16 protein-coding genes are annotated in these 14,403 nt (G+C 35.1%); 11 read left to right on the top strand and 5 right to left on the bottom strand.

Annotated elements, in window-relative coordinates:
- Nucleotides 1–109: 109 nt before the first annotated feature.
- The 4 genes from AAGU07_RS10355 to AAGU07_RS10340 all read left to right on the top strand — a co-directional run bounded on the left by AAGU07_RS10355 (nt 110) and on the right by AAGU07_RS10340 (nt 3,932).
- On the top strand, nt 110–613 hold the full coding sequence (locus tag AAGU07_RS10355) for a phage minor head protein (RefSeq protein ID WP_342459009.1): 504 nt from the start codon (nt 110–112) through the stop codon (nt 611–613).
- A 126-nt stretch (nt 614–739) separates the two neighbouring features.
- On the top strand, nt 740–1,873 hold the full coding sequence (locus AAGU07_RS10350) for an aldo/keto reductase (RefSeq protein WP_342459008.1): 1,134 nt from the start codon (nt 740–742) through the stop codon (nt 1,871–1,873).
- Between the two features lie 173 nt (nt 1,874–2,046).
- Nucleotides 2,047–3,204, top strand: coding sequence for an aldo/keto reductase (locus tag AAGU07_RS10345; RefSeq protein ID WP_342459007.1), 1,158 nt, complete (start codon nt 2,047–2,049; stop codon nt 3,202–3,204).
- A gap of 47 nt (nt 3,205–3,251) precedes the next feature.
- Nucleotides 3,252–3,932, top strand: a complete 681-nt coding sequence (locus AAGU07_RS10340; protein ID WP_342459006.1) for a DUF4332 domain-containing protein — start codon at nt 3,252–3,254, stop codon at nt 3,930–3,932.
- Between the two features lie 39 nt (nt 3,933–3,971).
- Here AAGU07_RS10340 and AAGU07_RS10335 read toward each other — a convergent pair whose 3' ends face one another.
- Nucleotides 3,972–4,868 (bottom strand): hypothetical protein, encoded by an 897-nt coding sequence (locus AAGU07_RS10335; protein WP_342459005.1) that lies wholly within the window; start codon nt 4,866–4,868, stop codon nt 3,972–3,974.
- A gap of 493 nt (nt 4,869–5,361) precedes the next feature.
- Here AAGU07_RS10335 and AAGU07_RS10330 point away from each other — a divergent pair, with 493 nt between their 5' ends.
- The 4 genes from AAGU07_RS10330 (at nt 5,362) to AAGU07_RS10315 (ending at nt 8,420) form a co-directional block, all read left to right on the top strand.
- Nucleotides 5,362–5,787 carry a MarR family transcriptional regulator gene (locus AAGU07_RS10330; RefSeq protein WP_342459004.1) on the top strand — a complete coding sequence of 142 codons (426 nt, stop codon included), beginning with the start codon at nt 5,362–5,364 and terminating at the stop codon, nt 5,785–5,787.
- Between the two features lie 70 nt (nt 5,788–5,857).
- Nucleotides 5,858–6,625, top strand: coding sequence for a class I SAM-dependent methyltransferase (locus tag AAGU07_RS10325; RefSeq protein ID WP_342459003.1), 768 nt, complete (start codon nt 5,858–5,860; stop codon nt 6,623–6,625).
- 26 nt (nt 6,626–6,651) lie between these two features.
- A complete protein-coding gene (gene hacA / locus AAGU07_RS10320; RefSeq protein WP_342459002.1) occupies nt 6,652–7,908 on the top strand; it encodes a homoaconitase large subunit in 1,257 nt (418 codons plus the stop codon).
- A 14-nt stretch (nt 7,909–7,922) separates the two neighbouring features.
- Nucleotides 7,923–8,420, top strand: a complete 498-nt coding sequence (locus AAGU07_RS10315; protein WP_069584278.1) for a 3-isopropylmalate dehydratase small subunit — start codon at nt 7,923–7,925, stop codon at nt 8,418–8,420.
- 301 nt (nt 8,421–8,721) lie between these two features.
- Here AAGU07_RS10315 and AAGU07_RS10310 read toward each other — a convergent pair whose 3' ends face one another.
- Complete coding sequence (locus AAGU07_RS10310) at nt 8,722–9,114, bottom strand: hypothetical protein (RefSeq protein WP_342459001.1); 393 nt, start codon at nt 9,112–9,114, stop codon at nt 8,722–8,724.
- 329 nt (nt 9,115–9,443) lie between these two features.
- On the opposite strand from AAGU07_RS10310, the gene AAGU07_RS10305 reads away from it, so the two are divergent.
- The 3 genes from AAGU07_RS10305 to AAGU07_RS10295 all read left to right on the top strand — a co-directional run bounded on the left by AAGU07_RS10305 (nt 9,444) and on the right by AAGU07_RS10295 (nt 11,441).
- Nucleotides 9,444–10,097, top strand: coding sequence for an HD domain-containing protein (locus AAGU07_RS10305; RefSeq protein ID WP_342459000.1), 654 nt, complete (start codon nt 9,444–9,446; stop codon nt 10,095–10,097).
- Nucleotides 10,098–10,348: 251 nt separating this feature from the next.
- Nucleotides 10,349–10,786, top strand: coding sequence for a nucleoside deaminase (locus AAGU07_RS10300; protein WP_342458999.1), 438 nt, complete (start codon nt 10,349–10,351; stop codon nt 10,784–10,786).
- Nucleotides 10,787–10,976: 190 nt separating this feature from the next.
- Nucleotides 10,977–11,441, top strand: coding sequence for a GNAT family N-acetyltransferase (locus tag AAGU07_RS10295; protein WP_342458998.1), 465 nt, complete (start codon nt 10,977–10,979; stop codon nt 11,439–11,441).
- A gap of 95 nt (nt 11,442–11,536) precedes the next feature.
- Here the strand turns inward: AAGU07_RS10295 and AAGU07_RS10290 are convergent, their stop codons facing one another.
- The 3 genes from AAGU07_RS10290 to AAGU07_RS10280 all read right to left on the bottom strand — a co-directional run bounded on the left by AAGU07_RS10290 (nt 11,537) and on the right by AAGU07_RS10280 (nt 14,287).
- The gene (locus AAGU07_RS10290) at nt 11,537–12,400 is read right to left on the bottom strand and encodes an undecaprenyl-diphosphate phosphatase (protein WP_342458997.1); all 864 of its coding nucleotides are present in this window, start codon (nt 12,398–12,400) and stop codon (nt 11,537–11,539) included.
- A gap of 171 nt (nt 12,401–12,571) precedes the next feature.
- Complete coding sequence (locus AAGU07_RS10285; protein WP_342458996.1) at nt 12,572–13,243, bottom strand: ABC transporter ATP-binding protein; 672 nt, start codon at nt 13,241–13,243, stop codon at nt 12,572–12,574.
- 114 nt (nt 13,244–13,357) lie between these two features.
- The gene (locus AAGU07_RS10280) at nt 13,358–14,287 is read right to left on the bottom strand and encodes an ABC transporter permease (RefSeq protein ID WP_342458995.1); all 930 of its coding nucleotides are present in this window, start codon (nt 14,285–14,287) and stop codon (nt 13,358–13,360) included.
- Nucleotides 14,288–14,403: the final 116 nt, after the last annotated feature.

The raw sequence follows: 14,403 nt of genomic DNA, 5'->3' as shown, positions 1-14,403 counted from the left end.
CAATCTTAAAAATTAGGAACTTTACTTTGATTTATTTTTTTACAAACATGTATGCATTCCCTTTTCAAACTGAAAAAATGATTTTAATAAGTTCAATTAATGTATATCCATGAAAGCGGAACAACTGCACAGAGTCATCACAGCAATGAATAAAAAAATAAATGACATTATAAGCCAGGAAACAGGCGGAGTTCACTTTGGAGGGCATGTAGAACTGCTTGCCGCTGCAGCATCCATCGAAGAACTTTATGATTTAAGCTACGCTCCAGAGGCAGAAGCTAAAAGAACAGGGATCATGCATATAATGATAAGTGCCATGCTGGAAGGCCAATCGGTAGAACAAATAGCCCAAATACTCAAAACTAAGGGGTTAACAGACGGGGATGCATATAAAGTAGCTGTGAGCGAAAAACAGAGAATTGAAAACCTTGCTGACTGGTACGAGTATTACAGCGCAGGATACAAATTCTTCAGCGCGATATCTGAAGATGATGCATGCGAAATATGTAAAAATGCCTATGAAAACAATGCAAAATATCCTATGGAACAGTTAAATATGCTGCCACCCTTACACGGCGAATGCAGATGTGATTTAATGTTTCACAGAAAATAAGTTAATATCTTTTAAATTGGATTGGTAAATTACTTTAATTAATTCATTCTATTTTATTTAATCTATCACATGTAAATTGGAAATGAATTTTCATTAATTTAAATCAGTTTATCGGAGGATTATCACTTGTTATACAGAAATTTCGGGAAAACAGGGAAAAAAGTTTCAATACTTGGTTTTGGATGCATGAGACTTCCAATACTTAATGATAAACCAGAAAAAATAAATGAACCACTGGCAACAGAAATGCTCCATTACGCCATAGATCACGGCGTGAATTATATTGATACAGCTTATCCTTACCACAAAGGCATGAGCGAAATAGCAGTTGGAAATGCCCTGAAAGACGGTTACAGGGATCAGGTGTATCTTTCCACCAAATTACCCAGCTGGCTTGTTCAAAAGAAGGAAGACTTTGACAGCTTTCTGGATGAACAGCTCAAAAAACTACAGACCGATAGAATAGATTTCTATCTCCTGCACGGTCTACACAGGAATTTTTGGGAAAAGCTGCTGAATTTAGATGTTTTCGAATTCCTGGACTCTGCAGTTGAAGACGGTAGAATAGGCCATGTCGGCTTTTCATTCCATGATGAACTTGAATTTTTTAAGGAAGTTGTGGACTCTTACAAATGGGATTTTTCCCAGATCCAGTACAACTACATCGATCAGGAGCTCCAGGCAGGAAGGGCAGGACTTAACTACTCAGCAGGTAAAATGGGGACTGTAATCATGGAACCACTTAGAGGAAGCTGCCTTACAGACAACATCCCCTTAGACATTCAGGCAATATGGGATAAATCCCCAGTTAAAAGAAGCCTTGCAGAATGGGCCCTACTCTTTTTATGGGACCAGCCAGAAGTTGATGTAGTTTTAAGCGGCATGAGTAAAATGGAACATGTTGTAGATAATATAAATATTGCAGAAAATGGCCATGCCAATATTCTTACAGATGATGAAAGAAATCTAATTGAAGAAGTTAAAGAAGCTTACAGTGCAAGAATGCATGCTGGCTGCACAAGCTGTAATTACTGCATGCCCTGTCCTCAAGGAGTGGATATTCCATTGAACTTGAATCTATTAAACGACACTTACATCTATAAGAACATGCAAAAACCGTCTGGAAACTATTCATTCTTAATAGCTAAAGGAATGAGTGCTTCATTTTGTAATCAGTGTGGTGCATGTGAAGAAGCATGTACACAAAACCTTCCGATAAGGGAATACCTTAAAGAAGCAGTTGAAACTTTCGAGAAATGATTAAAAGATATCCTTATCCCCCTATCTTTTAATTTTAACTTCGATAACCTTTGAGAAATGATTAAGAAATATCCGTTATCTCTCTACCTTTTAACTTTGGCACGGTACTATAAAATTATAATAAAAACAAATTCCAAATAATTAACATTAATTCGTTTTTAGGGGGACTCTTTTTGTTATACAGAACTTTTGGAAAAACAGGAGAAAAAGTTTCAATACTCGGTTTTGGATGTATGAGGCTTCCAATAATCGACAACAACCCTGAAAGAATAAATGAACCTCTGGCAACAGAAATGCTCCATTACGCCATAGATCACGGCGTGAATTATATTGACACTGCTTACCCTTATCACGGCCTCGATGCAACTCAAGGAGGCAGGAGTGAAATATTTGTTGGAAATGTTCTAAAAGAAGGTTACAGGGATCAGGTGTATCTTTCCACTAAATTACCCAGTTGGAATATCGAGAAAAAAGAAGATCTCAATTATTATCTGGATATGCAGCTTAAAAGGCTGCAAACTGACAGCATAGATTTTTATCTTTTACACGGTCTTGGTAAGAATACATGGTCAAACTTAAAAGAACTTGATGTCCTTGAATTTCTGGACTCTGCACTTGAAGAAGGCAGGATAAAGTACGCTGGTTTTTCATACCATGATGAAGTTGGACTTTTTAAGGAAATTATAGACTCTTACAACTGGAGTTTCACCCTGATTCAGTACAACTACATGGACGAGAATTTCCAGGCTGGAAAAGAAGGACTTGAATATATAGCTGCCAGAGATATCGGTACTGCAATCATGGAACCGCTCAGGGGAGGCTGCCTTACAAACAACATTCCTCCAGATGTACAGGCAATATGGGATAAGGCCACTGTTAAAAGAAGCCCCACAGAATGGGCTCTGCGCTTTTTATGGGATCAAAAAGAAGTGAATGTGGTTTTAAGTGGCATGAGCACCATGGAACAGGTTGTAGAAAACATAAAGATTGCAGATGAGGGTAAAGCCAATAGTCTCACCAGTGAAGAGATAAATCTAATTCAAGAAGCTAAAGATACTTACATTGAACGAATTCATGTAAGCTGCACCCGTTGCAACTACTGTATGCCCTGCCCTAATGGAGTCGATATTCCGGCAAACCTGAACCTTCTAAACGATCTGTACATCTATCAGAACATGGAAAAACCTTCTGGAAGTTACAGATTCTTGAAGGCCAAAGAGGTAGATGCATCTGCTTGTGATGACTGCGGCGAATGTGAGAAAAAATGCACGCAGGATATTCCAATAAGGAAGTACCTTAAAGAAGTGGTTGAGACATTTGAGAAAGGATAAAATATTAAAGCAGATATTAGTGACATAAAATAAATTTGGGGATTAATATGACTGACAGCTATTATATTGACCTTGAAAAGTATCCATTAAATAAATTTAAGCAGGAACTAATAGAATCAGACCTTCTTCCAAGCAGGAAAATATTGAAAGATCAAATTGATGATAGATTTAAAATTTTAGAAAGTAAAGGAATTAAAAATCTTAATGATCTATTAATCTCACTGAAAACTCCCAAAAAAGCCAAAGAATTTGCTGATAAATCAGGGTTACCTCAAGATTATATTTTAATTTTAAGAAGAGAAGTAAACAGTTATCTGCCAAAACCCGTGAATCTTGAAAAGTTTCCAGGCATTGAAAAAGATACTTTAAGCAAATTAAACGATATGGGCATTAAAAATACTGCCCACTTATTTAAAATAATTAAAACTCATGATGAGAGAGTCAAATTAGCTGCCGAAACTAAGATAAATCCAGAAGAAATAGTAAAATTAACCAAATTAACTGATTTGTCAAGGGTTAAATGGATTGGTCCAGTTTTTGCACGTATATTTTTAGATTCTGGAACGGATACTGTAGAAAAACTATCAAATGCAGATGCAAAAACTCTTTATAGAAAACTTATTGAAATTAATGAGGAAAAAAGATATACAAAAGGCAGATTTATCGAAAGCGACGTTGAACTCTGTATTAAAGTTTCTAAAATGGTTCCAAGGGCAATATACTACTAAAACAATCTATTATTACTCTTAAAATGGAATAATAACTGATTATTCAAACTTAAGCATAATTCCCCCAATTCGTGGAGCTAAGAAGTTGTAAATCACTGCAATTAAAGCAAAAATCAGGAAATAACCTAAAAAATAACTTAGCCCATTTAACACAATGATTGTAATGTCATTTATTATATTTCCAACACTTGGATTTCCAGTTACAGCAAGCGATAACAAAGTTATAATTCCCATAATAACACCGAATGCACCGAATACAGCTCCTGAAAGCGGTGCTGCAGCAGCTACAACAGGTAAAGACTTTATTTCGTGCAGGTTTCCTGAAATTACTTCAATATCCAGCTGCATTTTGATAAATTTTGTGGCTATGTAATTGTAAAATATTGCAAATAACCCATTGCTAACAAGCCCATATACAAAGGCTACAAGTGGTAATCCAATTATTAAAATTAAAGCCAACGTAACGCCATTTGTTCCTAAAACAGTGTTGATTAAAAGAGTTGCCCCACTAATATCTATGCTCCTTTCAATAGCGTTGGCTGTAAAGTTAATTAGCCTAATTATAAGGTCTGTAAAAGGTATAATTGCTGCTGCCAGAAATAAGCCGATTATAAGTGTCCATATTGCTTCAATACTTGCTATAACTAGAGTAAATGGCTTTACTGGTATTTGTGTTATTTCATTGTTATCCAATCCTAATTTTATACCACATAACCTGGAAGTTATCCTGTTATAAAGCAGCCCGCTAAAAAAACTCACTGCCATAATCAAGAAATACGACGTTATGGGAAGAATAACAACTGATGCTACACCCATCCCATTTATAATCTCGCTGAATGTACCTAATTGAGGTACAAAAGTCGTTAAAACTCTAGAAATAATTAAAATTATTACGGAGTAAATAAATACCAGAATTGCAGCTGTTGAAGATGCCATCAATGTAAAAGAAGTTAATTCAATAGATTTAATTTCTTTAATATTTGCTATTTTTTCACCTCAATTTTTGTTTCAAGCTATAAAGTTTTCTCAACCTTTTTAAGCTCATCACCAAATATTTTTGACGCTATTTAATAAGATAATTTGTTTATGTGCTTTAACCTCTGAAAAAATTTTCTATTTTTTCGAATGTTCGGAAAATTAGATATTTTCCTCAATTTAAAGCATTTAATCAATTACTGTCAAAAACCATCAAAATCTTTGATTTTCGAATACCTCAAAAGTTTAAGAAGTTACGTCATTCACTATAATAATTATATTTATCTTGTTTAATATATTTTCTTATTTTAAGCCATTAAATGGATTTAAAAGTAAAAATAGACGTTTATAACTATTTCAAAGTAGTACATTCCATCTAATTACATGAAAACTTTCCAATAGTTTTATATAATAGTTAGTTAGATAAAACTATTTACTCAAGAGGATGAAATATATGACTTATGAACTTGAACTGGTAGAGGCAGTTGATAGATTAACTGAACTGATGGGAAACTTCCAGAATCAGATCTTAAGCGGTGATTTAAAAAGCTTCACCCTGCGCCAATTGTATTACATTGAATTAATCAACAAGCATGAAAATATAAGCGTGTCTGAGATAGCAAAGATGCTGGACGTCAAGAAATCTACAGTTTCTATAGCTATTAACCAGTTAATAGATCGAGGTATCGTGACTAAAATTCAATCAAATGAAGATAAACGATTTTATTTCCTCAAGTTAACGCCAAAAGGCGAAAATATAATTAAAATACACATGCAAGTTCACAAAAATGCAATTAAAAAGATTTTGGATGTTTTAAATGAAGATGAAGTTGAGAACTTCATTAAAATCGTCGATAAAATTACTGCATCTGGACTGTAATTTTTTTTAAGATATAGTTAGTTTCGCAAAACTAATTAGAAATACAAACGAAATAGTAAAGGAGGTTATTATGGAACAACTAGATAAAAACCGTTTTCACCTGCAGAAAATGGCAGTTAACTATGATAAAATGTGCCAGCTAATGGTACCAGGATATGATTTCCTGCAGAACGCAGTAATAGATATTTTAAAATTTGAAAATATGGAAAAAATTGTCCTTTTAGATTTAGGAGCTGGAAGCGGTATTTTAATTGAAAAAGTACTGAAAGAGTTTCCAGATTCAACCTGCTACTATCTAGATTCTTCTGATGAGTTCATGTCTGTTGCAAAGGAAAAGTTACAGAAATACGGAGACAGAGTGAATTATATCAAGTCTGATTTTTGCAGGAACTGGGAATCAGAAATTACCGTAAAACCTACCGTAATTACATCCATGTCTGCAATCCATCACCTTCAAACTGAAAATAAAAAGAAATTGTACCAGAAATGTTATGATACGCTGGAAGAAGGCGGCTGGTTTTTTAATATCGATGAAATGAAAACCGTAACTGAAGATGCATACTTAAAAAACCTTTACTATTGGGTTAACCATGCTAAAGAACAGAAATATAAAATTTCCGAGGATTTATCCGGCTCTTATGAAGCATGGATGGAAAAATTCAGCAACTGGAAAAAAAGAAATTTAGATAATGCTCATCTTCCTAAACAGGAAGGAGATGATATTCATGAGCCTTTTTTAGCTCAATTAAACTGCCTAAAAGAGATAGGTTTTACCCAAACCGATATATTCTCTAAACACATGTTATGGAGTTTAATAGGCGGTAAAAAATCATTTTAAAGTTGTCAATAACAGGAGGAATAGTTATGTCTATGACAATAGCAGAAAAAATATTTGCAAAGGCTTCCGGTAAGAAAGAAGTCGAAGCTGGAGATGTGGTAATGGCCAACATCGATGTTGCAATGACCCACGACCTTACAGGCCCCCTATCTGTGGAAGCTTTTGAGAAGATAGGAGTTCCTAAAGTATGGGATCCTGAGAAAATTGTAATTCTTTTTGACCATCAAGTACCCGCAGACTCGCTTGATGCAGTCACAAACCATATGATAATGAGAAAATTCGTAAAAGAACAGGAAATAACCAATTTTTATGATGTCAGAGAAGGTGTGTGTCATCAGGTTCTCCCAGAAAAAGGACATGTAGTTCCTGGAGAGATTGTAGTTGGAACTGATTCCCACACCTGTACACACGGAGCCTTAGGAGCTTTTGCAACAGGTATAGGTTCAACCGACATGTCAATGGTTTTTGCAACAGGAAAACTATGGTTTAAAGTGCCAGAAACAATCAAATTCAACATAGAAGGAACACTCCCAGAACACACCTATGCAAAAGATGTGGTACTCAACATAATAGGTCAGATTGGTGCTGATGGTGCAACATATAAAGCATGTCAGTTTGCAGGTGAAACAACAAGCAACATGTCAGTTTCAGATAGGATGGTTATGTGTAACATGGCTATTGAGATGGGCGGTAAAACAGGGCTCGTTGAACCAGATCAAAAAACAGTAAACTACCTTAAAAACCGTACTAACAAATCTTACGATATAATCAAAGGAGATGATGACGCTGCATCCCTTGAGATTATGGACATAGATGTCAGCGAACTTGAACCACAGATTGCATGCCCACACAATGTGGATAATGTTCACGGTATCTCTGAAGTTGAAGGGACATCTATAGACCAGGTTTTCCTCGGCTCATGTACTAATGGGCGAATTCAGGATCTTAGAGATGCTGCAAAAATTCTTAAAGGAAACAAAGTTTCAGACAGCATCAGGATGCTTGTGATCCCAGCTTCACGTGAAGTTTACACCAAAGCACTTAACGAAGGGTTAATGAATATTTTCGTAGATTCTGGAGCACTTGTTTGTAACCCATGCTGCGGACCATGCCTCGGCGGACACGTAGGGCTCATCGGACCCGGAGAAGTCAGCCTCTCAACATCAAACAGAAACTTTAAAGGAAGACAGGGCAGCAGCGAAGGTGAAGTTTACCTGAGTTCTGCAGCAGTTGCAGCAGCATCTGCAATCACCGGAAAAATCGAAGATCCGAGGAATCTATAAAAAGGGTGGTTATTATGAAAGGAAGAGCATGGAAATTTGGAAATGATATAGATACAGATCTGATTCTCCCCGGAAGATATCTTGTTTTAAGATGTGAATCCGACCTTGCACAGCATTTAATGGAAGGAGCAGACCCAGAATTCCCCAAAAAAGTAAAAAAAGGAGATATAATTGTTGGAGGTAAAAATTTCGGCTGCGGCTCATCAAGAGAGCATGCACCTATCGCAATGAAAGGCGCAGGTATCTCTGCAGTAGTCGCAGAATCATTCGCAAGAATATTCTATCGAAACGCCATAAACCTTGGTATACCTCTTATAGAAATAAAAGATATCTCCAAACATGTTTCGCAAGGAGATGAACTTGAAATAGATATGGAGAAAGGAATTCTAAAGAATTTAACCACTGGAGAAGAATTCACCATCAAAGGATTACCCGGATTCATGCGGAATATACTGGATAAAGGAGGGCTTATCCCTTACTTAAAAGAAGAAATTGCTAAAGGCGAATTATAGTAAATCAGACTATCTTTAAATTTCTTATTTTTTTCAAAAATTAATGAGGGCCTATCCCCTACTTAAGAAGAAATTGCTAAAGGAGAATTATAGTAATTACTGCACAACTAATAAAAATTTGTTTTTATTAGGAATTAACGCATAGTTTTAACTGAAATCAATAAAACAGTTGCTATATCTTTCATAAGCGATTAATTCCTTTTATTTTTTAGATTTTAATAGATATCTGTTACATTTTTGACATGTTCAATATTTTCAAACATATCTAGCCCTATTTTTTTACAATAATAGAGAACCACGACTATTTACATTTCTCAATTATTTTTTTGGCATTCTTAAAATCTTTATTAACTCCTCTTTTATAAAAAAACCATGAAAGATGGTTTTTCATATCTTTCCATCTTACAGCAAGATGGATTACAACGGTGTTTTCATCATCTAACTGAAATAAACGAGTTCTTGAGGACTCATTGCCTATTTTTAAATTGATACTCCCCAATTTCTGGTTAATCTCCAGTGTAAATTTATACTCCCCATAAGGCCCTGTTCCTTCATATAAATTATCTCCAACTTCTTTAATCTCTGAAAGCCAAAATGGATAAATATTTGGATAGGTTAATGGATCTGAAAGCCATTTCCAAACTATTTCATATGGTTTTTTGATTACAACCTTTGTTACATGTATATCTCTCATAATAATCGATAAAATACATAATAATATAAATTTTTTGGTTATTGTGTGAAAATATAAAGTACTACATTTTAAACATTTTAATGCGGCTTTTTTATTACTCCCTTACACTATATTAGCTAATATGGCAAAAAGACTGGCGAATATAACTCTTGTTTAAGAAAATAAACTTTATCCAAACATATTAACCCTAATTCCATTTATGTACCATGTGAATAAATTTTCATGAATTACATATCCTGCAAATAAAAGTTCAAATCTTAGATAATGTAAGGCTTTGTGGCTACTTTTTTTCAAAAACTTTTTATTTTCTAGTACATCCCATAATTAATATGGACAGGGAAAAAATTATCAGACAAACCGAGAAATTTGTACAGAGCAAATTAAGGGGAGAAAGTTCTGGACATGACTGGTGGCATGTTTACCGAGTTTGGAAAAGTTCGGTCTATATTGGCAGAAGGGAAAATACTGATCTATTTGTAACCCAGCTTGCAGCTTTACTGCATGATATAGCAGACTGGAAGTTCCACGGCGGAAATGAAAATATTGGCCCGGAAGTTGCACGAAAATGGCTTGAAAAGTTGAATGTTGAAGAGGATATAATTTCACATATAATTGAGATTATTAAAGATATATCTTTTAAGGGCGCTTGGGTTAAGACACCTATGAAAACCATCGAAGGCATGGTTGTCCAGGATGCAGATAGATTAGATGCTATTGGTGCCATTGGTATAGGTCGGGCATTCGCTTACGGAGGATATAAAGGGCGTGAAATGTATAACCCAAATATTAAACCTGTAATGCATGAATCATTCAAGCAGTACAAAAACAATAATGGACCAACTGTAAATCATTTTTATGAAAAGTTACTTCTTTTAAAGGATTTAATGAACACCGAAACTGCTAAAGAAATTGCAGAAAACCGACATAAATTTATGGAACAGTTTCTAGATATGTTCTTTAAAGAATGGGAAGGATATGGTTGATATAACTAGAATTATGGAAAAATTCTAAAAGATTAAATGAACGGGACATTTACAATCCCTAAAAAAAGCGGCTATAATGTCTAATAAATAAAAGAAAATTTTAGAGATTACTTGAAACATGAAAATAATTAATTAATGTCATATTTAGTATAAAAAGTCCAGAATTCAATATTACAATATTTAATAGAACTGCAAGACAAATGCCATCACACTAACTCTAAAAAAAATATTAGTTCTCAGGAGAATCTTAAATGGACAAATTCATGCAAGCGGCGATTGAAGAAGCAAAAAAAGGATTATATGAAGGAGGCATTCCAATTGGATCTGTCCTTGTCCATAAAGACAAAATCATAGGTCGAGGTCATAACAAGCGCGTGCAGAATGGAAGCACGATCCTTCACGGTGAGATGGACGCGCTGGAGAATGCTGGGCGCCATAGTGGGGTTTTTTACCACGAATGTGTTCTTTATACCACATTATCACCATGCCCCATGTGTTCTGGAGCCATTTTACTTTACGGCATTCCCAAGGTGATAATAGGAGAGAATAATAGTTTCGTGGGTGAAGAAGAACTACTTAGATCTAGAGGAGTTAAAGTAGAAGTTATTCAAGATCCATCTTGTATTGAAATGATGTCGGGCTTCATTAAAATGCACCCCGAATTATGGGATGAAGATATAGGATTATAACCACTCATATTTCCAAATATGACTTTTAAAGAAGATTTTGATGTTTTAAATGGATTACAACTCATCAATCGGCTGATTATGAAATATATCCTACTCCAAAATTTACAACCGTCTAAAAAGGGACTTTTAAAGTCATTTTATGGCTTACTTCGCCAAACTGTAGAATTTTTAATAGATTTCCAGGGATAACATGATAAGAGAAGCAAATGTTGATGACACAAAATCAATTGTAGATTTATGGGAAGAAATGATGGATTTTCATATCCAAAAAAACAATATATATGAGACTAAAGCTGATGCAAGGGAAATCTATACATTTTATCTTGAAAAAGTCATCAAAAGCCATGAGAACATAGTCTTAGTCTGCGAAATTGAAAATAAAATTGTAGGCTACATAATTGCCGAAAAATCATCGCTTCCCCCTGTTTATAAAGAAGAAAATGTAGGGACAGTAGTAGAAATATGCATAACAGAAAAATATCGAAATAAAGGAATTGGAGAAAAATTACTGGAGAAAACTGAAAAATGGTTTATGTCTAAAGATATTAATACAATTGAATGCGTAATTTCAGATTTTAATGAAATATCAAAAGGTTTCTGGTTTAAAAATAAGTACAAACCCTATAACTTAGTATGTTTCAAGAGATTAAATTGATATATTTAAATTAAAACATTTAAATAGCAAATTAGATTTTTTTTCTTTAAAACAAGGCGTAATTCTTTTTTTAATTCATAGTCTAAAAAAGAAAATTAAAATAGTAAACTAATTACTATAGCTGCCAGTCCAACGATCCAGCAGTAATAAGCAAATATCATTAAGCTTCTCTCTTTTATTAGCTTCAACATTAACTTAATAGCCAGGTAACCAGATACAGCTGCTGCAATGAGCCCTGCAATAAAAGCCCCGGTGTTGGTATCAAAACCTAAGGTTATATCATTTATCTGTACTATTGCCGCCCCCAATATGGCAGGTATTGAAAGTAAGAAACTAAAACGAGCTGCAAGCTCTCTTTCAAGGCCTAAAAACAGTCCTGTAGAAATAGTAGATCCAGAACGAGATATACCTGGAGCTATAGAAAACGCTTGAGCAGTTCCAATTACTAAAGCATCTTTAGCGTTCATTTTCTCCAGAGTTATTTTATTGTCATTATTCAAACTTGTTTTACTGGATCTTCGCGATACCCTCTCAGATCCCCAAAGCAAGAACCCAGTAATAAGTAAAAAGAATCCTACGGCTGTTGCGTTACTGAACAAACTTTCAAACAAGTCTTTAAACAGGAACGCTGCTAATCCTGCAGGTATAGAACCAATTATTATAAACCACGCCATTTTTTTAAACTGATCTTCTTGAATACCTTTTATAAACCTGTGCCGAGGTATATCCATAATACTGGATACAAAAGCCCTTATCATCTGAGCTATGTCCTTCCAAAAATAAGCTACTACTGCTATCAGGGTTCCCACATGAAGCAATATATCAAATGCCAGATTTGGAGCAAATCCTGTAAGTTCATGCATAAATACAAGGTGTGCAGAACTGCTCACCGGTAAAAACTCGGTTAATCCTTGAACAACACCTATACTAATTCCTATTAAAATATTTATTATGTCCATTATCCCACCAAAAATAGTAAATAAGTTAGATTATGCTCGTATACCTTGAGAATCATAGATAAGGAGGTCTATAACCCACGGAGACGGATTTTGATTCTCATAAAAAAATAAGTAGTGATTACCCACCCTCCCACAAGCATAATCTGAAGCCAGTTAATTTTATAATATCATCTATTTACTCCCATTATTAACGAAATTGCCGTCACTCATGTGGAGAATTTCGTCTGCAAAATCTGCTGACGCCTGATTATGGGTAACAACAACAATGCTTACTCCGTCATTTTGATTTAGATCTTTGAGGACCTGCATTATAGCGTCTGCATTTTTGGTATCGAGTTCTCCTGTTGGTTCATCCGCCAGAATAATAGACGGATCATTTATAAGTGCCCTGGCTATTGCTACACGCTGTTGTTCTCCACCTGAAAGCTGTCCGGGGTATTTATTAGATTTTGAGCCCAATCCCATTCTGTTTAAAAGGTCTATGGCTTTCTTTGTATCTTCTTTTATCATAGGAAGCATTACGTTTTCCAGTACTGTAAGCTGAGACATCAGGTTAAAACGCTGGAATATAAAGCCAATTTCATTCCTTCTAAGCCTTGCCTGCTCTTTAACCGATAACTTCTTGGCATCTTTCCCATTAATTTTAATTATACCACTTGAAGGCATGTCTAATATTCCAGCTACGTGCAGGAATGTTGATTTACCTGATCCAGACGGTCCCATGACTGCTGTAAAAGAACCTTTCTCCAGGGACATGTTTAAACCTGCAAGGGCATTTATCAATTCATCCCCCATTGTATAAGTTTTCCAAACATTTTTAAATTCAAGTACTGCATTATTCATGTCTAAGGGCCTCCACAACGTTTAATTTTGAAGCACGCATTGCCGGATACAAACCAGCCAGGATACATAAGATAGTAGATCCTACAATTACGCCTCCAATTAACCATACAGGCATCATTTGAGTATGTAATCTGTAAAGTCCAGCATGTTTGCAAATACTACGATACCTATAATACCGAGAATGACTCCTAAAATTGCCCCTAAGAACCCTAAAAGACCGGATTCAAAGAGTATGCTTCCTTTCAGTTCCCAGTTTGTAAATCCAATTGCTTTTAAAACACCTAATTCTCTTGTCCTTTCCATAACACTCATCATCATGGTATTTACTACACTTATAATTCCCACAACCAGAGCTATACATGCAATAATTCCTATAAATAGAAGTGCCTGGCTGGTTTGCTTCTGAATTTCAGCAACTTTTTCTGATTTAGTTAAAACAGAGACACCATCTACCTGGTTTTCTATTTCATCAGCGGTGGCATTTGGGCTTACATGTGATCTAGCGTATATAGCGCTTACTTTATTACCAGTGACATTTTGTGCTATATCCTGGTTTAAGTAGACATAAATCGCCTGTTCTTCTTTAGATATTCCAGTGATGGTTAGCTGCTGATCTTTGGCTTTTATTTTATCTCCAATACCAAGGCCAAATTTATCTGCAGTAGCTTTATTAATTACCACTCCCTGCGTTCCATTTATTAGTTTAACCTGTCTCCAGTCATTTACCCCTTCGAAGTTTACTCTAGTTCCATTGATATTTTCCGAAAAGATGGTTACTTCCCGCAAACCATAGAGGTTAGACATTTTCTCTACCTTCGAAACCGTTTGAGAGTCCATTAAATAAGTTCCACTACTTGATGCAGGTGCTATTACTACATCATACATATATTGGTCTGTCTGCTCCTGGACTGCTGAAGTTGCTCCTGCAGTTATTCCAAGGAGTACAACAATTGTTGCAGCTCCAATAATTATCCCTAGAGCCGTTAATGCACTCCTGAGTTTTTTTCTGCGAATGTTATTAAACGCTAATTTATAAAGATTCATTTTTTTCGCCTCAAAAAAATTTTATTTTTTGGGCCCTCGAAATCTCTGATTTCGGGGCATCGAAAGTTTTGCTTTCGAATGTTCGGAAAATTCATCCTGAATTTTCCTCAACCTCA

The sequence above is a fragment of the Methanobacterium sp. genome (assembly GCF_038562635.1).
In the GTDB taxonomy this organism is placed as follows: Archaea; Methanobacteriota; Methanobacteria; order Methanobacteriales; family Methanobacteriaceae; genus Methanobacterium_D.
The sequence above is the reverse complement of the archived record's forward strand: the minus strand, read 5'-3'. Positions and strand labels throughout refer to the sequence as shown.